Origin of the sequence: Pseudomonas sp. BP6, assembly GCF_017875935.1 — a bacterium.
GTDB classification, from domain to species: Bacteria; Pseudomonadota; Gammaproteobacteria; order Pseudomonadales; family Pseudomonadaceae; genus Aquipseudomonas; species Aquipseudomonas putida_Y.
In genome coordinates this window covers 4,663,268-4,687,741 of the sequence record NZ_JAGINI010000001.1, presented here as the reverse complement: position 1 = coordinate 4,687,741, position 24,474 = coordinate 4,663,268, and the positions used below count along the sequence as shown (strand labels likewise).

Sequence of the window (24,474 nt, the reverse complement as noted above, 5' to 3'; positions counted from 1 at the left end):
TGCCTGCGGGCAGTGTCTTCGACTTATCTATAGGGGACTTGAATGTCCGTACGACGCACACGCAAAGACGATGGTAGCCAATGGACCGTGGCTGATAGCCGCAGTGTTTATGGCATCCGCCATTGGGGCGCTGGCTATTTCGCCATCAATGACGCCGGGCGCGTCGAAGTACGCCCCAACGGCCCTGACAGTGCTCCGATTGACCTGTTCAAGCAGGTCGACGAACTGCGCCAGAGCGGCTTGTCGCTGCCCTTGCTGGTGCGCTTCCCTGACATTCTGCAGGACCGTGTGCGCCAGCTGACCGGCGCCTTCGACGCCAACATCGCGCGCCTGGAATACCAGAGCCAGTACACCGCGTTGTACCCGATCAAGGTCAACCAGCAGGAAGCGGTGGTGGAGAACATCATCGCCACGCAGAACGTTTCCATCGGCCTGGAAGCCGGCTCCAAACCCGAGTTGCTGGCAGTGCTGGCGCTGGCGCCGAAGGGCGGCACCATCGTCTGCAACGGCTACAAGGACCGTGAGTTCATTCGCCTGGCGCTGATGGGCCAGAAGCTCGGCCACAACGTGTTCATCGTCATCGAGAAAGAGTCGGAAGTAGCCTTGGTGATCGAAGAAGCCGCCGAGCTCAAGGTGAAACCGCAGGTTGGCCTGCGTGTTCGCCTGTCGTCGCTGGCCTCGAGCAAGTGGGCCGACACCGGTGGCGAGAAGTCCAAGTTCGGTTTGTCCGCCGCCCAATTGCTCTCGGTGGTGCAGCGCTTCCGCGATGCCGGTCTGGACCAGGGCATCCGCCTGCTGCACTTCCACATGGGTTCGCAGATCGCCAACCTGGCCGACTACCAGCACGGCTTCAAAGAGGCCATCCGTTATTACGGCGAACTGCGTGCGCTGGGCCTGCCGGTCGACCACATTGACGTTGGCGGTGGCCTGGGCGTGGACTACGACGGCACCCATTCGCGCAATGCCAGCTCGATCAACTATGACATGGACGACTACGCCGGCGTGGTGGTGGGCATGCTCAAGGAGTTCTGCGACGCGCAGGGCCTGCCGCATCCGCACATCTTCTCCGAGAGTGGCCGTTCGCTGACTGCGCACCACGCCATGCTGGTGATCCAGGTCACCGATGTCGAGAAGCACAACGACGACGTACCCACCATCGAGAACAAGGAAGCCCTGCCCGAGACCGTGCAGTGGCTGGCCGATCTGCTTGGCCCGACCGACATCGAGATGGTCACCGAGACCTACTGGCGTGCCACCCACTACATGGGTGATGTGGCCGCGCAGTACGCCGACGGCAAGATCAGCCTGGGCGAGAAAGCCTTGGCCGAGCAGTGCTATTTTGCCGTGTGCCGCCGCCTGCACAACTCGCTGAAAGCCCGCCAGCGCTCGCACCGCCAGGTGCTGGACGAGCTGAACGACAAGCTGGCCGACAAGTACATCTGCAACTTCTCGGTGTTCCAGAGCCTGCCAGACACCTGGGCCATCGGCCAGGTACTGCCGATCATCCCGCTGCACCGCCTGGACGAAGAGCCGATGCGGCGTGCGGTATTGCAGGACCTGACTTGCGACTCCGACGGCAAGATCAACCAGTACGTTGACGAGCAAAGTATCGAAACCAGCATGCCGGTGCATGCGGTGAAGGAGGGCGAGGATTACCTGCTGGGCGTGTTCCTGGTGGGTGCCTATCAGGAAATCCTGGGTGACATGCACAACCTGTTCGGTGACACCGACTCGGTGAACATCTACCAGAATGCCGACGGCAGCGTGTACCACGCCGGTATCGAAACCCACGACACCATCGAAGACATGCTGCGCTACGTGCACCTGTCGCCGGAGGAGTTGATGACGCATTACCGCGACAAGGTTGCCAGCGCCAAGATCACTGCGCGCGAGCGGACCCAGTATCTGGATGCCTTGCGCCTGGGCTTGACCCGGTCTTCGTACCTGTTGTCGTAATTGACGGGCCGCCCCGCAGAAACTGCACGGATTGCTTGTTTTTGTGGGCGCGGCCTCGTGTCGCGATATGAGGGCGAAGCCCTCACCGTGTCATACCCGGTAATGGTCCTGTCCTCGCCCGTCGCATTCGCGGCGCTAACTTTGAATGCACAATTCAAAGGAGAAAGACATGGAACGTCCAGGCTCCCATCGTTTACGTAATGGCCGGGTGTCCGAATCCGGGCGCCTCTACCTGTTGACCACAACTACCCGCAGCCGAACGCCGTTGTTCAAAGACGTCCGATTCGCCAGGACCGTGATCCAGCAGTTGCGGTTCAGCGATGAGCGCAAGGCTTGTCGATCGCTGGCATGGGTGTTGATGCCGGATCACCTTCACTGGCTTATCGAGCTGGGTCCAGTGAGCCTGGGTAGGCTAATGTGCGAATTCAAATCCAGAAGCAGCTGTGCCTTGTACAAGGCCGGTGCTGAAAGACGGCATATCTGGCAAACCAGCTTTCATGACCGGGCTTTGCGTCGCGAGGAGGATGTGCGAGCGGTGGCCCGCTACATCATCGCAAACCCCATTCGGCCCGGCCTGGTGCGGCGGGCTGGCGAGTATCCCCATTGGGACTGTGTATGGCTGTGAGCATGTGAGGGCTTCGCCCTCATTTCGCGACACAAGGCCGCTCCCACAGCGATCGCGAAAGCAGGCCGACCCGCTATCCCCTGTGGGAGCGGCCTTGCGTCGCGATGGGCCGCAAAGCGGCCCCAATCAGCCAAACCACAGGTCCCTCTGCTGCAACCGCCACCCGACCCACCCCAACGTCACCGCCCGCAACCCCATGAACCCAAGAAACGCCATCCACAACCCATGGTTGCCCAACCCGCTCATGGCCACTGCCACCGGCAGCGCAATCAATACCGAAACCAGCATTGCATTACGCATTTCCCGCGCCCGGGTCGCGCCGATGAACAACCCATCCAGCAAGTAACTCCACACCGCGATCAACGGCAGCAATGCCAGGTAGGGCAAATACGGATAAGCCGCCGCCCGCACACTGTCGATGTCGGTCTGCAAGTCGATGAACAGGTGCCCACCCAACAGGAACAGCCCGGCAAAGCCCAGGCTAGTGATCAGCGACCAGCCGCAGGCCACCACCAGCGAGCGACGCAGGGTGTCGCGGTCACGGGCACCAATGGCATGGCCGCACAAGGCCTCCACCGCATGGGCCAGCCCATCCAGCGCATAGGCCGTCAGCAGCAGGCCATTGAGCAACAGGGCGTTGGCCGCCACGGTCGCTTCGCCCAGGCGTGCGCCTTGCACGGTAATCAGCAGGAACACCAGTTGCAGCGCCAGGCTGCGCAGGAAGATGTCGCGGTTCACCGCCAGCAGTGGCCTCCAGGCCTGCCAGCGCTTGAGCGCTGCCCACACGATCTGCCCCGGGTAGGCCCGCAGGGCCGGACGGGTCAAGGCCAGGCCGAGCAGGGCGGCAGTCCATTCGGCAATCACCGACGCCCGCGCCGAGCCCAGTACGCCCCAGTCCAGGCCCAGCACGAACCACAGGTTCAAGGCGATGTTCAGCAGGTTGGTGGTCAGCAGGATGGCCAGTGGAGCCCTGGCGTTCTGGGTGCCGAGGAACCAGCCGACCAGCGCGTAACTGGCCAGCGCCGCAGGCAGGCCAAGCAGGCGGGTATGGAAGAAGTCTTCGGTGGACTGCTGCAGGGCTGCGCTGGGTTGCATCGCATGAAGTGCCAGCTGGCTGAAGGGCAGGGCCAGCAGGCCGATCAACAGGGCGAAGCCGACCGCCAGCAGTAGCCCTTGCACCAGTACCTGGCGTAATGCTGCACCGTCGCCACGGCCGGCGGCCTGAGCAGCGAAGCCGGTGGACCCCATGCGCAGGAAGCCCATCAGGCCGACCATGAAGGTGAACAAGGTGGCACCCACGGCCACCGCACCCAGCTGGTGGGCGTGCGGAAGATGGCCGATGACCGTGCTGTCGACCAGCGCCACCAGCGGTACCGAGATGTTGGACAGGATCATCGGCGCGGCCAGCGCCCAGACCTTGCGGTGGGTGGGTCGGTGGCGCCAGTCGGCAGCGAGTTGGGGCATGTGCATTCCATGAGATCTTGGGGCCGCTGTGCGCCCCTTCGCGAGCGTGCTCGCTCCCACAGGAAAGTGTTGCTCTTGCGGCCGGCGCCAAACCTGTGGGAGCGGGCAAGCCCGCGAAGGGGCGCAACGCGGCCCCCTTTTAACGAATGGCCACAGTGTACCGACCAGGCAACCATTTAGCGCGACCATGGTCTGACCTGGCGCGCAACGCCGGGTGCTGCACCTGACGTTGCGCTATAGTTGCTGCCCTCACGTACACGCTGCCCAAGAGTTCCTATCTCATGTTCAACAAAGGATTGTTGCTGGCCTGCGCGCTGGCGTTGCTCAGTGCCTGTGACTCTTCCACGCCGGGTAAACCGGCGCCGGTCGAGAAGTCTGTGGCACCCGTGCCCGCCGAAGCCTCCGCCCCCAGGCGTGAGGACCCGACCGTGCTCGCCAAGCGCTACGAGGGCCGCGAACTCACGGTGCTGGACGTATCGGAAGTGCAGCTCGATGGCGCGGCAACGCTGTCGGTCAGCTTCTCCGTACCGCTGGATGCCAAGCAGGACTTCGCCAACAAAGTGCACCTGGTAGACACCGTCAAAGGCAAGCTCGACGGTGCCTGGGAACTCTCCGACAACCAGATGGAGCTGCGCTTGCGCCACCTGGAGCCGAAGCGCAAGCTGGTGCTGACCGTCGACAAGGGGCTGTTGGCAGTCAATGGCAAGCAGCTGGACAGCGAGTCGATCACCCGCCTGGAAACCCGCGACATGCAGCCGACCATCGGCTTTGCCAGCCGCGGCTCGCTGCTGCCTACGCGTCTGGCCGAAGGCCTGCCGGTGATTGCCCTGAACGTCGAAAAGGTGGATGTCGAGTTCTTCCGCGTCAAGCCAGACATGCTCTCGACCTTCCTGGCCAACTGGGGGCGCAACAGCAGCCTGTACTACTACCAGTCCAAGGAAACCCTGGACATGGCCGAGCTGGTCTACAGCGGCCGCTTCGATCTCAACCCGGCACGCAACACGCGTGAGACCGTGTTGCTGCCGATTGCCGGCATCAAGCCGTTGCAGGCGCCAGGCGTGTACCTGGCAGTGATGCGCGCCTCGGGTACCTACGATTATTCTCAGCCGGCAACCCTGTTCACCCTTAGCGACATCGGCGTGTCGGCCCACCGCTACCGCGACCGCATCGACGTGTTTGCTCAAGCCCTGGAAGGCGGCAAGGCGCTGAGCGGCGTCAACCTGGAAATCCATGACGAAAAGGGCAAGCTGCTGGCCCAGGCCACTACCGATGGCAAGGGGCATGCCCAACTGCCGATCACGCCCAAGGCCGATACCCTGATCGCCACTCAGGGCGTGCATACCACGCTGCTGCGCCTGAACACCGCAGCCCTGGATCTGGCCGAATTCGACATCACCGGGCCTCAGGCCAACCCGCTGCAGTTCTTCATTTTCGGCCCGCGTGACCTGTACCGCCCGGGTGAGACGGTGCTGCTCAACGGCCTGCTGCGCGACCAGGACGGCAAGCCGGTCAAAGCCCAGCCAGTGAGCGTGGAAGTGCGTCGCCCGGATGAACAGGTGAGCCGCAAGTTCGTCTGGGAAGCCGACAGCAATGGCTTGTACCAATACCAGTTGCAACTGGCCACCGAGGCCCCGACGGGCCGTTGGCAACTGCTGCTCGACCTGGGTGGCGGGCGCAAGCAGGTCTATGAATTCCTTGTCGAAGACTTCCTGCCCGAGCGCCTGGCGCTGGAGCTCAAGGGCAGCAGCCAACCGCTTTCGCCGGATGAAGATGCGCGCATCCAGGTCAATGGCCGTTACCTCTATGGCGCCCCGGCCGCCGGCAATCGCCTGAGCGGTCAGGCCTATGTACGCCCGCTGCGCGAGGCGGTACCGGCGTTGCCTGGTTACCAGTTCGGTTCGGTCACCGAAACCGATCTGAACCAGGACCTGGAACTGGACGAAGTCACCCTTGACCAGGCCGGCAAGGCGGTGGTCGATATCGAAAGCCGTTGGGCCGAGGCCCGCTCTCCGCTGCAACTTACCGTGCAGGCCAGCCTGCAGGAGTCGGGTGGCCGGCCGATCACCCGGCGCCTGGAGCAGCCTATCTGGCCGGCTGAGCGCCTGCCGGGCCTGCGAGGCCTGTTCGAAGGTGAGGAAACTGATAGCAACGGGCCGGTGGAATTCGAGTTCCTGGTGGCCGACCGCGACGGTAACAAACTGGCGGCCGATGCGCTCAAGGTGCGCCTTGTTCGCGAACGCCGCGATTACTACTGGAATTACTCGCAAAGCGACGGCTGGAGTTACGCCTACAACGAGAAGTTCCTGACCCAGAACGAAGAGACGATCAGCGTCAAGGCAGGTTCCACTGCCAAGCTCAGCTTCCAGGTTGAATGGGGCCCTTACCGCGTCGAGGTCGAAGACCCGCAGACCGGTCTGGTATCCAGTGAGCGCTTCTGGGCCGGCTATCGTGCCCAGGACAACGCTGAGGGCGGCGCGGTGCGACCGGACCAGGTCAAGCTGGCGCTGGACAAACCCTCCTACGCCGATGGCGCTACCGCCAAGGTCACCGTCACCCCGCCCGCTGCGGGCAGCGGCTACCTGATGATCGAGTCCAGCGATGGCCCGCTGTGGTGGCAGGAAATCGATGTGCCCGCCGAGGGCAAGACCTTTGACGTGCAACTGGACAAGGCCTGGGCCCGCCACGATCTGTACATCAGCGCGTTGGTTATCCGCCCGGGTGAGCGCAAGGCCAATGCCACGCCCAAGCGCGCCGTGGGCGTGCTGCACCTGCCGCTGGACCGCGCCGAGCGCAAGCTTGCGCTGAGCCTGCAGGCACCGGAGAAAATGCGCCCGAAACAGCCGTTGACGGTGAAGATCAAGGCCGCCAACGCCGATGGCAGCGTGCCCAAGCAGGTGCATGTGCTGTTGTCGGCGGTGGACGTGGGCATCCTCAACATCACCGATTTCAAAACCCCCGACCCGTTCGCCAGCCTGTTCGGGCGCAAGGCCTATGGTGCCGATCAACTGGACATCTACGGCCAACTGATCGAGGCCGGGCAGGGCCGCCTGGCCAGCCTGGCATTCGGTGGTGACGCAGCGATGGCCAAGGGGGGCAAGCGACCCAACACTACGGTAACCATCGTTGCCCAACAGAGCCTGCCGGTGACGCTGGACGACAAGGGTGAGGGCCAGGCCACGGTCGATATCCCCGACTTCAACGGCGAACTGCGGTTGATGGCCCAGGCCTGGACCGAAGAGCACTTCGGCATGACCGAAGGCAAGACCGTGGTCGCCGCACCGTTGATTGCCGAGCTTTCGGCCCCGCGCTTCCTGGCCGGTGGTGACCGTACCCGCCTGGCACTGGACCTGGCCAACCTGTCCGGCCGCGCCCAGCAACTGAACGTCGAAATCACCACAGAAGGGCAACTGAGCCTGGCGGCCGACGCCGTGCAGAGCGTTAATCTGGCCGAAGGGCAGCGCTCGACGCTGATGATTCCGGTGCAGGCCCAGGGTGGTCTGGGGCAGGGCAAGGTACATGTCCGGGTGACGGGCCTGCAACTGCCGAACGAGCCGATCACAGCGTTCGAGCGTGAGTGGACGCTGGGCGTGCGCCCGGCCTACCCGGCAATGCTCAAGCACTACCGCGTGGCCTTGAAGGACCAGCCGTGGACCCTGCCCGAAGCAGACCTGGCCGCCTTCGAACCGGCTGGCCTGGAAGCCAGCCTGGCCTTGTCGAGCCGGCCGCCGCTGAACCTTGCCGAGCAGATTCGCGCGCTGCAAGCCTACCCCTACGGCTGCCTCGAACAGACCACCAGTGGCCTGTACCCCTCGCTGTACGCCGATGCCGACAGCCTCAAGCGCCTGGGCATCAAGGGGGAGCCGGCGGATGTGCGCAAGCGCAAGATCGAGATGGGCATCGAGCACTTGCTGGGGATGCAGCGCTACAACGGCAGCTTTGGCCTGTGGAGTTCGGACAGCGAAGAAGAGTACTGGCTCACCGCCTATGTTACTGACTTCCTGCTGCGTGCCCGTGACCAAGGTTACGGCGTGCCTGCCGAGTCACTGAAGAAGGCCAGTGAGCGCCTGCTGCGTTACCTGCAGGAACGCAACCTGATCGAAGTCGACTACAGCGAAAATGCCGACCACACACGCTTTGCCGTGCAGGCCTATGCGGCGCTGGTGCTGTCGCGCAGCCAGCAGGCGCCGTTGGGTGCCCTGCGAGGCCTGTTCGAACGTCGCGCCGATGCCCGCTCCGGTCTGCCGTTGGTACAACTGGCGGTGGCGCTGGACAAAATGGGCGACAAACCGCGTGCCGAGCAAGCCTTGCAGGCGGGCCTGGGCATCAGCCGTGGCAAAGGCTGGCTGGCCGATTACGGCAGCGCCCTGCGTGACCAGGCGCTGATCCTGGCGCTGCTACAGGAAAGCAACCTGGCCAGCAGCCAGGTCGATCAGCGCCTGTTCGCCTTGTCGGATGAACTGGCAGCCAACCGTTGGCTGTCGACCCAAGAGCGCAATGCACTGTTCCTCGCTGGCCGTGGCCTGCTGGGCAAGCCGGAAGGCCAGTGGCAGGCACGCCTGGACAGCGCGGGTGAAGTGCGCGAGTTGAACAATGCCGACGCCGGTATGAAGCTGGAAGGCCCGTTACTGGCCTCGCCACTGAGCGTGCAGAATGAAGGCAACGAGACGCTGTACCAGCAGCTGACCTTGTCGGGCTATCCACGGCAGGCGCCTGCTGCTGGCGGCAACGGCCTGCAGATTCGTAGAGAGTACCTGGGCATGAATGGCCAGCCGCTGGACGTGCACAACCTGCGCAGTGGCGACCTTGTGCTCGTGCACCTGGCGCTGAAAGCCGAGGACCGCGTGCCGGACGCGCTGGTGGTGGACCTGCTGCCGGCAGGCCTGGAGCTGGAAAACCAGAACCTGGCTCAAAGCGCGGCCAGCCTGGACAACGCCAGCACTGCAGTGAAGGCGTGGCGCGAGTCGATGCAGAACGCCAGCGTGGTGCATCAGGAGTACCGTGATGACCGTTATGTTGCCGCGCTCAAGCTTGACGGCTATGGCACCACCCACCTGCTGTACCTGGCGCGAGCGGTGACACCGGGCACTTACCGCGTGCCGCCGCCGCAGGTCGAGTCGATGTATCGGCCGAACCTGCAGGCCGTGGGCGATGGGCAAGGGGAGATGACCGTGAAAGCCCGCTAGCGACCCGCTCGACGCGGACAATGTGGGAGCGGCCTTGCGCCGCGATAGGGCCGCGAAGCGGCCCCGGAAGTTCAAGCGGCGAAGCTGAAATCCTGGGGCTGCTGTGCAGTCCTGTCGCGACGCAAGGCCGCTCCCACAAAGACCGCGCAGATCAGTGGATCACCCAGCTCATCACCCACAGCCCCAGCACCAGCCAGATGATCCCGAGGATGATCGACGCGCGCATGAATGCGCGGATTGCCGAGTACAGCAGCATCAGGCCGATGATCAGCGCCAGGATGCTCAGCAGCGAGGTGTCCATGCCCAAGGTGCGCGACAGGCCATCGATGAAGTTGCCACCAGCATTGGCCAGCAGGTTGAACAGCCCGCTCAATGCGTCGACGATGAAGCGGATCAACGACCCCAGTGCCTGGCCCAGCCACTCGAAAAAACCTTCTACATGCATAGTTGCTTCCTGATGAAAAAATCGGCGAGGTTGTCGTCCCAAAGCCTTTGGCCATTACCTGGCCAGGTCGGTTCCCGATGCCAAGCTTAGCGCGACCACGCAGCCGTGCGGGCAGGTTGTTGCGTGCCACGCTGATCAGTTTGCTGGTGCTGGGCGGCCTGTTCTGGCTGGCTGATCGTATCTGGCCGCTGCCGATGCCGGGTGACGACCTGGCCCGGGTAGTGCTGGCCGAAGACGGCACACCGTTGTGGCGATTTGCCGATGCTGAGGGCGTGTGGCGCTACCCAGTTAGCCCTGAAGAGGTTTCGCCGCTTTACCTGCAGGCCTTGCTGGCTTACGAGGACCGTTGGTTCTACGACCACCCAGGGGTCAACCCGCTGGCATTGGCCCGTGCGGCCTGGCTGAACCTGCGCAGCGGGCGTGTCGTGTCGGGCGGCAGCACACTGTCGATGCAGGTGGCACGCCTGCTCGACCCGCACGACCGTACCCTGGGCGGTAAACTGCGCCAGCTATGGCGCACGTTGCAGCTGGAGTGGCACTTGTCCAAGCGTGACATCCTGCAGATCTACCTGAACCGCGCACCTTTCGGCGGCACGCTTCAGGGCGTGGCGGCAGCCAGCTGGGCGTACCTGGGCAAGTCCCCCCGTCACCTGACACCCGCCGAAGCGGCGCTGCTGGCTGTGCTGCCCCAGGCACCCAGCCGGCTGCGCCCGGACCGCCACCCCGAGCGTGCCCAGCGTGCCCGGGACAAGGTGCTGCAGCGCCTGGCTGAATACCAGGTATGGCCGGCCCAGCAGCTCCGCGAGGCAGCCGAGGAGCCGTTGGTGTTGGCGCCACGCCAGGAGCCGGCTTTGGCGCCATTGCTGGCCCGACGCCTGAACAGTGCTGACAGCCCGCCACTGATTCGGACCACGCTTGACGCTGCGCTTCAGCGGCGCCTCGAAGACTTGTTGCTGGGCTGGCGCGCCCGGCTGCCCGAGCGTACCTCGGCCGCCATTCTGGTGGTCGAAGCGCAGAGCATGGCGGTGCGCGCGTACCTGGGCTCGATAGATTTGTCTGATGAGCGCCGCTTTGGCCATGTCGACATGGTGCGCTCGTTACGTTCGCCCGGCTCCACCCTCAAGCCGTTTCTTTACGGCATGGCGCTGGACGATGGCCTGATCCATTCCGAATCGCTGTTGCAAGATGTTCCACGACGCTATGGCGACTATCGCCCTGGCAACTTCTCCATGGGTTTCAGCGGGCCGGTGTCGGCGAGCTCAGCGCTGGCCCTGTCGCTCAACCTGCCCGCCGTGCAATTGCTGGAAGCCTACGGCCCGAAACGCTTTGCCGCGCAATTGCGCATGGCGGGCATGCCGCTGATACTGCCGCCCCTTGCCGAGCCCAACCTGTCGTTGATCCTGGGCGGTGCCGGCAGCCGCCTGGAAGACTTGGTCGGCGGCTACGCGGCGCTGGCGCGGGGGGGCAACAGTGCGCAGGTGCGCTTGCAGCCACAGGCCCCCCTGGTGGAGCACCGGTTGCTGTCACCGGGGGCGGCGTGGATCATCCGGCGTATTCTCAGTGGCCAGGCGCGCCCGGACCGCGACCCGCACGCCGAACTGGTGCAGCGCCCGCAACTGGCCTGGAAAACTGGCACCAGCTACGGCTTTCGCGATGCCTGGTCGATTGGCGTGGGGCCGCGCTACCTGATTGGCGTATGGATTGGCCGCCCCGACGGTACACCGGTGCCCGGTCAGTTCGGCCTGGCGTCGGCGGCGCCGCTGATGTTGCAGGTGCACGATCTGTTGAGCAATCGCGACAGCCAACGCGGTATCAGCGTCCCGGTAGAGCGAGTACCTGCGAATATTGGCGTTGCGGCAATCTGTTGGCCGCTGGGCCAGCCAATGAGCAAGCAGGACACCAACTGTCGGCGTCAGCGCTTTGCATGGACCCTGGACGGCACCACGCCGCCAACCTTGCAGGCAACTGACCAGCCGCTGGGCCTGGGCTTGCGCGAAACAGTGTGGGTCAACGAGCAGGGCCTGCGGGTCGATGGTAGCTGCCCGGGCGCCAGGGCTCGTGACATCGTCCTGTGGCCGGCGCCGCTGGAGCCGTGGCTACCGCGTGTCGAGCGGCGCATGGCGCGTTTGCCGGCCATCGACCCGGCCTGCCCGCCGCAGGCGCCGGCCAGTGCACCACCGCTGTCGATCGTCGGTGTGCGCCCTGGCGACCATCTGCGCCGCCCGGCCACCAACACTGAGCCGTTGCAATTGCAGGTATCTGCCTTGGGGGGGGGCGGACGGCGCTGGTGGTTCCTCAACGGCCGACCGTTGGGCGAAACCCAAGGGCAGGACAGCCTGTTGTTGCGTTTGCCACAGGTCGGGCAGGCTGAACTCAGCGTGCTGGACGAAAGCGGTCAGACGGCGCGGGTGGCGTTCCAGGTCAGCGAGTAGGTGTTCGACGGCCGCCGGGCCAGCACCTACGCTTGCAAGTGACGGGTGTGACCGGCTGGTGCCCCGCAACCCATGGGAACATGGAGTGCCCTATGCGTCCTCTGGTCGTGCCCCTGATGTTGCTGCTTTGGGCACTTGCTGCTCACGCAGACCCGTTGCCGGGGTTTCTCGACAGCCATGAATACGAGCGGCGTCTGCCCAGCGCCAATCTGCCGATGACGGACTACTCCCCTGTGAGCCCCCACATATGGTTGGCAGGGGCGGCTATCGACAACCCCGACTGGGCCCCGGCCAACACCCGGCTGGTGCTGCAAAAAGTGCGTTTCGAGGGCGGCACGGTGTTCCCCTTGGGCGACCTGCGCGAACACTATCAGCCGCTGATCGGGCGCGAAACCACGTTGGGTGAATTGCAGCAATACACCCAGCGCCTGACCCAACGCTACCGGCAGGAGGGCTACTTGCTGTCGTATGCCTACCTGCCGCCTCAGGATGTGGCCGATGGCAGGGTCAACGTGGTGCTGGTCGAAGGTTACGTACGTGATCACCACGTGGACGGCGATATTGGACCGGCCAATGAGTATTTGCAGCAGTTGCTGGCGCGCATTGAGGCCGAGCGCCCACTGACCCGCGAAACGCTGGAGCGCTATCTGGGCCTGGCTACGCGCATGCCAGGGGTCGTGGTAGAGGCCGAACTGACAATGGCGCGGGCTGCCGAGGATGTCGCCCAGTTGACCGTGCATGCACGGCGCAAGCCGCTCAGCGCCGCGGTGACCGTGGCCGACTCCAGCCGTGACGCTGCTCAGGCCCTGTTGACGGCAGCCAGCAATGCCCAGACTCGCCATGGCGAACAGTTCGCGGCCAGTTGGCTGCTGCCCTCTGGGGAAGACCGGGTCCATTACCAGCGTCTCGATTACAGCCAGTACCTGGACTCTGCCGGTAGCCAACTGCTGCTATCGGCCTCGCGCTACCGCAGCGAGCCCGGCACGCGCATACGTCTGGACGATGGCCGCGATATCACTCGCAAGCACGACAGTGAACGCTATGCGATCGGTTTGCGCCAGCCGGTGATCGTAAGGCCGAATGAGTGGCTGGCGGTGCAGGGCCACGTGTACTCAGTCAGTGAGAAAGATCAAGACCGGACGGCCGAGCAGCCACCGTTTCGCAAGTACGACACCTATGTACGGGCGCTGTCATTCGAAGGTGACTGGCGCAAGGTGGAGCAGGGGCGTTTGCGTATCGTCAGTGTCGGGGTCTATCAGGGCCTGGACTATCTGGGGGCACGCAGCGATGCTGACTACGATCTCGATTTCCTGCGCTTTCGGCTTTCCGGCCTGCAGAGCGACACGCTGCTGGAAAACTGGCAGGGGGTGGTATCCGGTGCGTTGTACTGGAGTGACGATCGCTTGCCCGACAGTGAGCGTGCGGGGTTTGGCGGGCAGAATTTCGGGCGTGGCTACCCGCGCGATCAGGCGGACGGTGACAAGGGCTGGTGTGTGGCTTACGAGCTTAACTACAGCATGCGAAGTAGCTGGCTTGCGCGGGTTCAGCCCTATGCGGTGGTGGATACCGCACAGGCCTGGCATAACCGGGGACCGGTGGAGGACGCCCATCTGGCTTCGGTGGCGCTGGGTGTGCGGTTAGGGGCTGGGCATATGTTCAATGTGGCGCTGGAAGTGGCCAAGCCGTTGGCGGATGTGGCGCTGGATAGCCTGGACCGTGGGCCTCGGCTGTCGTTGAACCTGGCGATCCAGTTGTAGCAGGCAACTATGGGCTTGCAGGAGCAGCCTTTCGCAGCGCTAGGCCGCTCCAGAATGGTGTGCCGAGCCTTCACTCAATGGGTCGTGAACCGCTGGTGCACGGGCGACGAGCTAGGGGTCAGCGCCAGAGCCAGTTGGGTGCGGTTGTGCATATGCGTCAAACGCAATACCTGAGATACATACAGCTTCACGGTGTTTTCGGTAATGCCCAGTTCACAGGCGATCTGGTAATTGGTCTTGCCCTTGCTAACCAGGCGCGCCACTTCCAATTGGCGTGGTGACAGTTTCTCGAACGCTGCTGGCAGCTCGCTTTCGCTTTCTTCTGCATCACTGGCACGCCGGTGGGTGCCTTGGCCACGGGCTTTTTCCAGGTCCTGATACAGTTCGTCCACCGACTCGGCCAGTTCCTGCAAGCGCTGGTTCAATCCACCCAGATCACGGATATTGCGCTGGCGCTCCAGCAAGACCTCTTCCTGCCGGCGGACGCCTGCCAGCAGTTCATCGAGGTCCATCGGCTTCTGGTAGTAATCGGCGAAACCTTCGCGTAGCGCCCGGATCAAGTCCTGCTTCTCGGCACGCCCAGTCAACATGATGGCTTCGAACATGCGCTGGCTGCCGTTGATCTCCTTCAAGGCGCGCACCAGCTCGATGCCGTCCCGATCGGGCATGTGCAGGTCACAGATAAGCAGGCCGATGCTAGGGTCTGCCACATAGTGCTCGATGGCTTCGTCGGTTGAGAGGGCTGTAACGCAGGCATAGCCCTTGGTTTCGAGGAATTCACTCAGTTGTTCGACAATGACCGGTTGGTCATCAACCACCAACACCTTCACTTCACTCACTGATCTGGACACGATCAACTCCCTGTTCTTATACGGCCCTGCTCCCGTGCCAGACGCTCTGGCAGCTTAAAAGTAGTCGCACTAGGCGAAATTGTACAAGGCGTGTACAAGTCATCGGACCACTGGAAGGCTTACTGGATCCATACGGCTGTCAGAAGAAAACCTGACAACACATAAGGGACGAAAGCCTGCTTGTCGCCCATTTCCTCGGTCAGGGCCTGCAAACGCTTCTTTATCTTGGGATTGAGCAGAGTCCACAGGCGTCGGCGGGTCAATAGCCAGACCAGCACACTGACACCCGCGCCAATAAAGGTGCCGAGTACATATTGCGGGCTTGTGGCCAGGGCCAGGGCGCCCATCAGCTTGACGTCGTCAGCGCCGAAGCGGCCGAGCATGTAGCCTGGCAGGGTCAGCAGCATGACGATGGCCAGCGCCCAACCGGCATCGCTGGCATCGGCGCCTATCCAGCTGTGGCCGGTAGCGAACAGCCAGGCCAGGGCGCAGCCAGCCACCCCCAGGGTCAGCATGTTGGAGATCTGGCGTTGACGCACATCCTGTTCGGAGCACAAGGCAAGCCACAGCAGGAGAACAATGCTTTGCATTGGCAGGTCGCCTTTCCCAAATGTTGAACACTTCTACCCGGTCAGTCAGGTTTACCTAGATGAAGATAGACGGGAACGCGCGGGGGAGTGCGGTTGGCAACGGAAAAAAGGCGTGCGTGGAATGGATTTTGTCGCAGCTGACACCGGCCTGGCAGGGGATTCAGTCGTACTGAGAATCGCGATCAGTGTAGGCGCGGGTTCAGCCGCGAAGGCAGTAACATGCACCGTGCCACTTCCTTCGCGGGCCACGGTGCATGCCAACGCCATATTCCGACGCTATTTTTTGCTGCCCGGTGGGTAGTTGCCCAGCACCTTGGCCACGGTGTTGCGGATTGCGCTGTTACGTTCTTCCGGGCTTGGCGGGTAGTTGTTCATGATCTGCTCGGCACTGCCGCGCCATACCAGCTTGCCGTCACGCCCATCGAACATGTCGACCTGGATGGTGGCGACCTTGTAGTCGACACTGCGGGTTTCGTTGTACATCGGGCCACCCCAGTAGCCGCCCCAGTAGCCACCCCAGCCACCGCCGTAGTTGGTGGTGATCTGTTGTTGGCGCTGTTCCACGATCAGGTACGTGCGTACTGCCAGGTCGGGCCGCGCTCCGCCTTGTACCGGACGCAGGCCACGCTGGTCGAGTTGGTCTGCCACCGCCTGGCGAATGCGCTGCTCGGTAAGGTCGCTCTTGATCCTTGGGTCATCCGGGCGGTACTGCAGGCCTGGCTCCTGCCATGCCCAGCTACGGTAGGCGGCAAAATCGCGGCTGGCATCGAAATCCTGCTGGACGTTGTTGCTCGAGCAGGCAGCGAGCAACAATGCGAATGACAGTAGAACGAGACGGCGCAACATGATGGTTCTCCGTTAGCTATTAACTGGGAGGATAGCCGCTGAGCGCCTTGTGCACAGAATCGCGCAAGGCACTTTCGCGCTCGCGGGGCGAGTCCTTGTTGCTGCTGCTTTCGGCGCTGGCGCTCCAGACCGGTTGGCCGCTGCGGGCGTCGTACAGGTCGATGCGTACCACCAGGACTTCGACCTCGTAGGTACGCACGATGGGCACGCTGGCATAGCCCCCATAACCATGGTGATAGCCGCCATAGCCCACGCCACCATAAGGGTACGGCCCGTAGTAGGGGTCGTAGCTGTCGTAGTCACGCACCTGTCGCAAGCGTTTTTCCAGGCGCATACCGGCGCTCACCAGCAAATCGCCAGGGCCTGCGCGAGAGGGGCGCAGGCCATGCTGGTCGAGCGCGCCGCTCACCGCATCGGCCAGTTGCGCCGGGTCGGCACCCACAGCGCCGCTGGGCAACTGGCCGTTGCGCCAGCTCCAGCTGCGGTAGTGCCCATAGTCACGAGCGGGTGCAGGGTAAGCACTGGCGTCGAAGGTGTGGGCCGCCTGCGCAGGGGCCGGTGGTAACGGGCGGCTGCTGGCCACATACGGGTTGCTGCCCTGGCAACCAGCCAGGGCAATGGGCAGCAGGGCCAGGCACAACAGACGGTACGGCATGTGTTCCTCCCGGCGTGGCGGATTAGCGGGGGCGGCAGACCCAGTGCAGGTAGCGGCCAAGTCCGGCGAAGGTAGGGTGGCGACGGTGGGCCAGTTCCATTTCCAGCAGGTCGAGCAGCTCGGCCTTGCCCTGGAATTCCTTGGGCATATAGTCGTGAAACACCCGCACGCCGCTTTCGCTTTCAACCTGCCACATAGGCTCAAGTTGCGCCTTGAGTTCGCGTGGATCAAGCGGTTTCTGTGGGGTCAGGCTCTGCTTTTCACCTTCCAGCCGGTTGCTGCGCAACTTGCGGAAATGGCCCTTGAGCAGGTTGCGATAGACCAGTGCGTCGCGGTTGTAGAAGGCCAGCGATAACCAGCCGTCGGGCGCCGTGAGCTGGTGCAGCACTGGCAGGATGCTCTCGGGTTCGGCCAGCCATTCGAGCACGGCATGGCAGAGCACGAGGTCGTAGCGCTCGGTCAGTTGGCCGAGCAGGTCTTGCCAGGGTGCCTGGATGAAGGTCGCGGTCTGGCCGGCTTCGGCAAAGCGCGCCCTGGCGCCTTCGAGCATGGGCGCCGCAGGTTCGGCCAGGGTCAGCTGGTGGCCGCGCTCGGCCAGCCACAAGGCCATGTGGCCCAACCCGGCGCCGATGTCGAGGATGCGTAGCGGGCGGTCGGGTAGCGCTTCGGCCAGGTCGGCCTGCAACACCGCCAGGCGGATCGCACCCTTGGCGCCGCCATAGATCTTTTCGGCAAAGCGGGTGGCCAGCTCATCGAAATGACGATCGTTCATCGGGCGAAGCGCCTCTCGCTGTCGGCCAGCTTGGCACGCACCACCTGGTCCATGTCCAGACCCAGTTCGCTGCACAGCAGCAACAGGTAGAGCACCACGTCACCGACTTCCTGGCCGGCGTGGGCCAGTTTGTCGGCAGGCAGTTGGCGCGATTCGTCCTCGCTCAGCCACTGGAAGATTTCTACCAGCTCGGCCATTTCGACGCTGGCGGCCATGGCCAGGTTCTTCGGGCTGTGGAAGCCGCGCCAGTCGTTGGTATCGCGGATCTGATGCAGGCGTTGGGTGATTTCTTGCAGGTTCATCGGGGGTCTCCTATTGCTGCATAGCTTCTGCCCAGGCCCGATGCAAAGCAAGCGTATACCGCCAGGACAGGCCCGGCCTACAGGCACTCCCAACGGCCGACCATATGCAGCACGTCCCCGTGCCCATCCAGGCGCAGTTGGCCCGAAGGGCCCGCTTCACTGGCACTGAGCACCACCTCCGAAGGCAACCTTACCGGCTTGCGGAAGTCCACCTCAAAGGCATAGCCACTGTGCGGCAGGTGCCCACGCAGCGCGGCCAAGGCCATGGCCTTGGTCCACATGCCATGGGCAATGGCCGTGGGAAAGCCGAACAACCGCGCACTGACCGCACTGAGGTGGATAGGGTTGTAATCCCCGCACACCTTGGCATAACGCCGACCGATATCACTGTCGGCATACCAGCGGGTGGCCTCGGGCAATGGATCAGGCTCAGTGTCGGCGGGCTCACTTGCCTCGCCTTCCAGCGCCAAGCCACGCACCAACATGCGGCTGGTCTCGCGCCAGAGCAGGCCGATGCCATCTTCAGCCTCGGTGACCAGGTCGAAGGAGCCCCCTTTGGCATGGCGCTGCAGGTTATGCGCGTGCACCGCAAAACGCAGCCCTTCGACAGCACCAAGGGGGCGCAGCACTTCGATGCGGTTGTGCAGGTGTACCAGGCCAAGCAGCGGGAAGGGGAAATCATCGGCAGTCATCAGCTGCAATTGCAGGGCAAACGCCATCACATGTGGATAAGTCCCCGGCAGGCGGCCATCATCGGGAAAGTGGCAAAGCCTTCGATACGCCCCCAGGTTGCCTGGCTGAACCCGAATGAAACAGCGCAGGCCATCGTCCGGTAGCTGGTCGCCGCTGATGGTGCGTTTGCTGGCTGCGCGCAGGTACAGGCTGGCGCGGGCGGCCGGGTTGTGCAGATCGTGCCATTGTCGGCTCATGCTCAAGCTCCCATCAGTGCCTGGCCGCACACCCGCAGCACCTGGCCGTTGACCGACCCGGAGCCTGGCTGGCTGAGCCACGCAATGGCTTCGGCGACGTCCTGCGGGCGCCCACCCTGGCCCAGCGAACTCAGGCGCCGCCCTGCCTCGCGCAGGCCCATGGGCATGGCTGCAGTCATGTGGGTTTCGATGAAACCGGGGGCGATGGCGTTGATGCTGCCACCGCGCTCGGCGAGCCGTGGCGCCCAGGCCTGGGCCAGGCCGATCAGCCCGGCTTTGCTCGCGGCATAGTTGGCCTGCCCGCGGTTGCCGGCAATGCCGCTGACCGAGGCCAGCAGGGTGATGCGCGCGTTTTCCCCCAGCGCGCCGTTGTCATACAGCGCCTGGGTGAGCACCTGCGGTGCCTTGAGGTTCACGGCCAGCACGGCGTCCCAGTATTCCGGCGTCATGTTGGCCAGTGTCTTGTCGCGAGTGATCCCGGCGTTGTGCACCACGATATCGATGCCGTCGGGCAGGGCTGCGAGCAGTTGCGTTGCCGCATCGCTAGCGCATATATCCAATGGCAGTGCCTTGCCGCCAAGGCGTGCAGCGAGGGCGTCGAGGTCCTGGCTGGCCTGCGGTACATCCAGCAGCAGTACATCGGCGCCGTCCCGTGCCAAGGTTTCCGCAATGGCGGCACCGATGCCGCGCGCAGCCCCCGTGACCAGCGCACGGCGACCGCCGAGTGGGCGGGTCCAGTCTTCCACCTGGCTGGTGCAGGCTTGCAGGCGCAGAACCTGGCCAGAGATGAAGGCACTCTTTGGCGAGAGGAAGAAGCGCAGGGCGCCTTCCAGCTGATCTTCGGCACCGGGGGCGACATACAACAGCTGGGCAGTAGCGCCATTGCGCAGTTCCTTGGCCAGTGAGCGGCTGAAGCCCTCAAGGGCACGCTGTGCAACGCTGGCCAGTGGGTTGTCGAGGCCTTCCGGTGCAAGGCCTAAAACCAGTACATGGGCGCATGGGGCCAGACTGCGTAGCAGCGGCTGGAAAAATTCACGCAACTGCTTCAGTGCATCGCTGTCGGACAAATGACTGGCATCGAATACCACGGCCTTGATTTTCGGCCCCAGGCCGGCCACCCAGGCTTCAGCCTGCAGGTTGTCGGCGCTGAAGCTGTAAACCTCGTCAGTAAGGCACGGGGCGATGGCTTCGACCTGCTTCGCCAGTGGCCCGCCACCCAGTACCAGGGCACCTTCTACCGGGCGCAGGCGGCCAGCCTGCCAGCGCTCCAGTGGCGCCGGGCGTGGCAGGCCAAGGGCATCCACGAGGCGGCGGCCGAGATTGGAGTTGGCAAAACCGAGGTAGCGATCGCTCATGAGGGGTCTCCCGAAAGGCAAGCTTGAAAGTGTGGACCAACTTTGCGGCAGGGTCGTTCGAATGCGGTAAAAACACCTAGGCTGTACCGATCAAATTGTTTCAGGAGGAATAAGCGCATGCGTTCAGCTCGCCGGGTCGCGATCCTGGGTGGCAACCGGATCCCCTTCGCCCGCGCCAATGGCGCCTACGCCACGGCCAGCAACCAGGCGATGCTCACGGCCGCGCTTGAAGGCTTGATCGAACGCTATCGCCTGCACGGGCTGCGGTTGGGCGAGGTGGTGGCCGGTGCCGTGCTCAAGCACTCGCGCGACATGAACCTGACCCGCGAGTGCGTGTTGAGTTCGCGCCTGTCTGCGCAGACCCCGGCCTACGACATCCAGCAGGCCTGCGGTACCGGGCTGGAGGCTGCGCTGCTGGTGGCCAACAAGATTGCCCTGGGGCAGATCGACTGCGGTATTGCTGGCGGTGTCGATAGCACCTCCGATGCGCCCATCGCCGTCAACGAAGGCTTGCGCCATATATTGCTGCAGGCCAACCGTGGCAAAAGCCTTGGCGAACGGTTAAAGCCTTTCCTCAAGCTGCGGCCTCGTCACCTGAAACCCGAACTACCACGCAATAGCGAGCCGCGCACGGGGTTGTCGATGGGCGAGCATTGCGAGCGCATGGCCCACACCTGGCGCGTTGGCCGTACCGAGCAGGACGAACTGGCCCTGCTTAGCCACCAGAAGCTGGCCGCTGCCTATGCCGAGGGTTGGCAGGAAGATCTGTTGACGCCGTATCTTTCGCTGACACGGGACAACAACCTGCGCCCCGACCTGAGTCTTGAGCAGTTGGCCAGACTCAAACCAGCCTTTGACCGCAGCGGGCAGGGCACGTTGACGGCGGGTAACTCCACGCCGTTGACCGATGGTGCTTCGCTGGTGCTGTTGGGCAGCGAGGCGTGGGCGCAGCAGCAGGGGTTGCAGGTGCTTGCCTATCTGGTCGATGGCGAAACCGCTGCGGTGGATTTTGTCACGGGGCGCGAAGGGTTGTTGATGGCGCCTGTGTATGCCGTGCCGCGCTTGCTGGCACGCAATGGCCTGACGCTGCAGGACTTTGACTATTACGAAATCCACGAAGCCTTTGCTGCCCAGGTGCTGTGCACGCTCAAGGCCTGGGAGGATGCCGACTACTGCCGTGAGCGGTTGGGCCTGGAGGCGCCGCTTGGCGCGATCGACCGTAGCAAACTCAATGTCAAGGGCAGTTCGCTGGCGGCCGGGCACCCGTTTGCGGCAACCGGTGGGCGGATATTGGCCAGCCTGGCCAAGCTGCTGGCGACGGCGGGTAAGGGGCGCGGACTGATTTCGATCTGTGCGGCAGGCGGGCAGGGGGTGACCGTTATCGTCGAGCGCTGAAGTACCTCCAGGGTAACGGCAGAGGCGGCGAGTGCCTCGATCATGATCCAGCTGTTAGGCTTGTCTGGCCAGAACTAAAAGAAAATACCATGCCGATCATCGGACACCCCCGCGCTATCCCCGCGCTGGAACACCTGCCCAGACCGCTCTACGCCCGTGCCGAAAGCCTTGGCGCCGGTTCGTGGACCACTCGCCACCGGCACGACTGGGTACAGTTTTCCTACGCCATCAGCGGCGTACTCGGCGTGTACACACGCGACGGCAGTTACTTTGCCCCACCGCAGTGGGGGGTGTGGATCCCTGCCGATGCCGAGCATGAAGTGGTCACCTCGATGCAAGCCGAGATGCGCAGCCTGTATGTACGCCGCGATGCCTGCCCATGGGCGCCGGAACAATGCCGGGTGCTGGAAGTGACGCCGCTGGCGCGCGAGCTGATCAAGCAGTTCTGCCTGTTCCCGGCGGATTACCCAGAGGACGACAGCGCCGAGGCGCGTCTGGTGGCGGTGCTGCTCGACCAGTTGCGCACTTTGCCGGAAGTCGGTTTTTCGCTGCCGTTGCCCCGCCACCCTGGTTTGCTGGCGCTGTGCAATGGCTTGATCGCTGCACCAGACCAGTCGCAGACCTTGCAGCAATGGGCGCGGGAGCTGGGGTGTTCGGAGAAGACGCTGATGCGGCTGTTTCAACGGGAAACCGGGTTGAGCTTTCGTAATTGGCGGCAGCGCATGCGGTTGTTGTCGTCGCTGGCGTTGCTGGAGGCGGGGGAGAATGTGACCGAGGCGGCACTGGGGTGTGGGTATGACTCCACTTCGGCCTACATTGCGGCGTTCAAGCAGCTGTTTGGGGCGACACCGGGGGAGTTGAAGCTTTAGTTTACGGTTGCTTGTGCCGGCCTCTTCGCGGGTAAACCCGCGCCTACAGAGGCCGCGTTACCACCCGCGAAAGGGCCGGCACAGGCCATGCATCATCAGGTGCGGAACCTGCGCACCAGCGTATCCAGCTCATTGGACAGCCCGGCCAGGCTCTCGGAGTCCTGGCGCGCCGCCTGGGCCAGCTCGGCCACCAACTGCGCATCCCCGTGAATCTGGCTGATGTGCCGGTTGATGTCCTCGGCCACCTGATGCTGTTCTTCGGCTGCCGTGGCGATCTGGGTGTTCATGTCGCGGATCACGTCCACCGACTCACGGATCTGCCCGAAGCTGTCGCGGGCCAGGCCAATGCGGCTCACCGACTGCTGCGACACTTCCAGGCTGGCGTGCATCTGCTCGGCCACTTCGGCGGTACGGCTGGCCAGGTTGCCCAGCAGACCGTCGATTTCGGCGGTGGAGTCGGCAGTGCGCTTGGCCAGCGCCCGCACTTCGTCCGCCACCACGGCAAAGCCGCGGCCCTGCTCACCGGCACGGGCCGCTTCGATGGCGGCGTTCAGGGCCAACAGGTTGGTCTGCTCGGCAATCGAACGGATGGTGCCGAGGATCGACTGAATAGCGTTGCTGTCACGCTCCAGTTGCTGGATCGACTGCGCCGACTGCTCGATTTCGTGGCTCAGGCGATCAACGCTGTGTACCGCCGCATCGATCTGCTGCTGGCCTTCGCGGGCCTGCTGCTGGCCACTGTCGGCCGACTGCGCTGCCTGGCTGCAGGACCGTGCCACTTCATTGGCGGTGGCGACCATTTCGTGGAATGCGGTGGAAACCATGTCCACGGCTTCACGCTGGCGGCCGGCCGCCTCGGCCATGTCGCTGGAGACGCGGGTCGAGCTGCTGGACGTGCTGAGGATCTTGCTGGCAGCAGTGCCGATGTGCTGGATCAGGCTGCGAATGGCCCCGAGGAACTGGTTGAACCAGCTGGCCAGTTGCGCGGTTTCGTCGCGGCCGCGGATTTCCAGGTTGCGGGTCAGGTCTCCCTCACCCTGGGCGATGTCTTCCAGGCCATTGGTGACACTGTTGATCGGGCGCACGATCAGTTTGGCGAAGGCCGCACCGACCAACGCGAACAGCGAGGCCAACACCACAGCGATGACGCCGATCAGCCAGGTGAGCCGGGTGGTGGTCTGCATCACTTCGCTTTGCTCGATCAGGCCGATGAAGGTCCAGCCCAGTTGCTGGTCGGGGTAGACGTTAGCCATGTAGTGCACGCCATTGAGTTCGACCTCCACCAGGCCTTTGCCGGCTTTGGCCAGCTTGGCATAACCGTCGCCAAAGCTTCCCAGCTGCTTGAAGTTGTGGGTGGCGTCGCGCGGGTCGACCATCACGTTGCCGTTGCTTTCCACCAGCATCAGGTAGCCGCTTTCGCCCAGTTTGATCTGCTTGACGATCTCGGTCAGGCCCTTGAGCGACACGTCGATGTTGACCACACCGCCGGGGTTGCCCAGTTGATTGGCCACGGTGCGCACGGTGCTGACCAGCACTGCATCGTCGGCGGCCCAGTAGTAGGCGCCGGTACGTAACGTCTTGCCAGGGTTGGCCATGGCGAGTTGGTACCAGGGGCGCGTGCGTGGGTCATAATTGACAAACTTCTGGCCGGCCGGCCAGCCGGTGTAGCCGCCGTCATTCACCCCATAGGACAGGTAGGCGTAGGCGGGATGTGAGTTGGCCAGGCGGGTCATGAAGTCGAGTATTTTGCTGGCCTGCTCGCCCAGTTCGTAGGACGGGGTTGCGCTCATGTACTTGTTCAGCTCGCTACCCGTGGCGGCGACCATTGGCTGGGAAGCCATGTACTCGACGTTCTGGTTGATCCCCTGGAAGAAGATGTTCATCGCGTTGCTGACCTGGCGGATTTCCCGGCTGCTGCTGTCGAGGAATCCGTCGCGGGCTTCGCCGCGCAGGTTGATGACCACCAGGGTGGCCACCAGAACGATGGGCAAGCCGGCGATGACCGCGAATGCCCAGATCAATTTCTGTTTGATGCTCATCGACGCTCC

18 protein-coding genes are annotated in these 24,474 nt (G+C 63.7%); 7 read left to right on the top strand and 11 right to left on the bottom strand.

From position 1 onward, the window contains the following. Window positions 1-42: 42 nt before the first annotated feature. The gene (gene speA, locus J3A98_RS21265; RefSeq protein WP_209968180.1) at window positions 43-1,956 is read left to right on the top strand and encodes an arginine decarboxylase; all 1,914 of its coding nucleotides are present in this window, start codon (window positions 43-45) and stop codon (window positions 1,954-1,956) included. A 169-nt stretch (window positions 1,957-2,125) separates the two neighbouring features. Beyond that, window positions 2,126-2,581: a transposase gene (locus J3A98_RS21260; protein WP_209968178.1), complete on the top strand. Its 456-nt coding sequence runs from the start codon at window positions 2,126-2,128 to the stop codon at window positions 2,579-2,581. A gap of 126 nt (window positions 2,582-2,707) precedes the next feature. Here J3A98_RS21260 and J3A98_RS21255 read toward each other — a convergent pair whose 3' ends face one another. Beyond that, entirely contained in the window at window positions 2,708-4,045 is a 1,338-nt protein-coding gene (locus J3A98_RS21255; RefSeq protein WP_209968176.1) for an MATE family efflux transporter, read from the bottom strand. A gap of 281 nt (window positions 4,046-4,326) precedes the next feature. On the opposite strand from J3A98_RS21255, the gene J3A98_RS21250 reads away from it, so the two are divergent. Further along, window positions 4,327-9,228, top strand: coding sequence for an alpha-2-macroglobulin (locus J3A98_RS21250; protein ID WP_209968174.1), 4,902 nt, complete (start codon window positions 4,327-4,329; stop codon window positions 9,226-9,228). A gap of 151 nt (window positions 9,229-9,379) precedes the next feature. Here J3A98_RS21250 and J3A98_RS21245 read toward each other — a convergent pair whose 3' ends face one another. Then, window positions 9,380-9,673 carry a hypothetical protein gene (locus J3A98_RS21245; RefSeq protein ID WP_004577004.1) on the bottom strand — a complete coding sequence of 98 codons (294 nt, stop codon included), beginning with the start codon at window positions 9,671-9,673 and terminating at the stop codon, window positions 9,380-9,382. A gap of 77 nt (window positions 9,674-9,750) precedes the next feature. On the opposite strand from J3A98_RS21245, the gene pbpC reads away from it, so the two are divergent. Then, window positions 9,751-12,105 (top strand): peptidoglycan glycosyltransferase PbpC, encoded by a 2,355-nt coding sequence (gene pbpC, locus J3A98_RS21240; protein WP_209968172.1) that lies wholly within the window; start codon window positions 9,751-9,753, stop codon window positions 12,103-12,105. A gap of 92 nt (window positions 12,106-12,197) precedes the next feature. After that, window positions 12,198-13,862, top strand: coding sequence for a POTRA domain-containing protein (locus J3A98_RS21235; RefSeq protein ID WP_209968170.1), 1,665 nt, complete (start codon window positions 12,198-12,200; stop codon window positions 13,860-13,862). A 74-nt stretch (window positions 13,863-13,936) separates the two neighbouring features. Here J3A98_RS21235 and J3A98_RS21230 read toward each other — a convergent pair whose 3' ends face one another. The 8 genes from J3A98_RS21230 to J3A98_RS21195 form a co-directional block, all read right to left on the bottom strand. Further along, window positions 13,937-14,713 (bottom strand): response regulator transcription factor, encoded by a 777-nt coding sequence (locus J3A98_RS21230; protein WP_176684394.1) that lies wholly within the window; start codon window positions 14,711-14,713, stop codon window positions 13,937-13,939. 119 nt (window positions 14,714-14,832) lie between these two features. After that, window positions 14,833-15,303, bottom strand: coding sequence for an A24 family peptidase (locus tag J3A98_RS21225; protein ID WP_176684395.1), 471 nt, complete (start codon window positions 15,301-15,303; stop codon window positions 14,833-14,835). A gap of 276 nt (window positions 15,304-15,579) precedes the next feature. Continuing rightward, window positions 15,580-16,149 (bottom strand): DUF4136 domain-containing protein, encoded by a 570-nt coding sequence (locus J3A98_RS21220; protein WP_180688901.1) that lies wholly within the window; start codon window positions 16,147-16,149, stop codon window positions 15,580-15,582. A gap of 19 nt (window positions 16,150-16,168) precedes the next feature. Next, the gene (locus J3A98_RS21215; RefSeq protein ID WP_209968168.1) at window positions 16,169-16,804 is read right to left on the bottom strand and encodes a DUF4136 domain-containing protein; all 636 of its coding nucleotides are present in this window, start codon (window positions 16,802-16,804) and stop codon (window positions 16,169-16,171) included. Window positions 16,805-16,826: 22 nt separating this feature from the next. Next, a complete protein-coding gene (locus J3A98_RS21210) occupies window positions 16,827-17,576 on the bottom strand; it encodes a methyltransferase domain-containing protein (protein ID WP_176684398.1) in 750 nt (249 codons plus the stop codon). Continuing rightward, window positions 17,573-17,878, bottom strand: coding sequence for a MazG-like family protein (locus J3A98_RS21205; protein WP_176684399.1), 306 nt, complete (start codon window positions 17,876-17,878; stop codon window positions 17,573-17,575). Before J3A98_RS21205 ends, J3A98_RS21210 begins: the two co-directional genes overlap by 4 nt. Before the next feature lie 77 nt (window positions 17,879-17,955). Next, window positions 17,956-18,807, bottom strand: a complete 852-nt coding sequence (locus tag J3A98_RS21200; protein WP_209968165.1) for a MaoC/PaaZ C-terminal domain-containing protein — start codon at window positions 18,805-18,807, stop codon at window positions 17,956-17,958. 2 nt (window positions 18,808-18,809) lie between these two features. Further along, the gene (locus tag J3A98_RS21195; protein WP_209968163.1) at window positions 18,810-20,162 is read right to left on the bottom strand and encodes a 3-oxoacyl-ACP reductase; all 1,353 of its coding nucleotides are present in this window, start codon (window positions 20,160-20,162) and stop codon (window positions 18,810-18,812) included. Between the two features lie 117 nt (window positions 20,163-20,279). On the opposite strand from J3A98_RS21195, the gene J3A98_RS21190 reads away from it, so the two are divergent. Both J3A98_RS21190 and J3A98_RS21185 read left to right on the top strand, forming a co-directional pair. Continuing rightward, the gene (locus J3A98_RS21190) at window positions 20,280-21,557 is read left to right on the top strand and encodes an acetyl-CoA C-acetyltransferase (protein WP_209968161.1); all 1,278 of its coding nucleotides are present in this window, start codon (window positions 20,280-20,282) and stop codon (window positions 21,555-21,557) included. 89 nt (window positions 21,558-21,646) lie between these two features. Next, entirely contained in the window at window positions 21,647-22,426 is a 780-nt protein-coding gene (locus J3A98_RS21185) for a helix-turn-helix transcriptional regulator (protein ID WP_209968159.1), read from the top strand. Between the two features lie 95 nt (window positions 22,427-22,521). Here J3A98_RS21185 and J3A98_RS21180 read toward each other — a convergent pair whose 3' ends face one another. Continuing rightward, window positions 22,522-24,465, bottom strand: coding sequence for a methyl-accepting chemotaxis protein (locus J3A98_RS21180; RefSeq protein WP_209968157.1), 1,944 nt, complete (start codon window positions 24,463-24,465; stop codon window positions 22,522-22,524). Window positions 24,466-24,474: the final 9 nt, after the last annotated feature.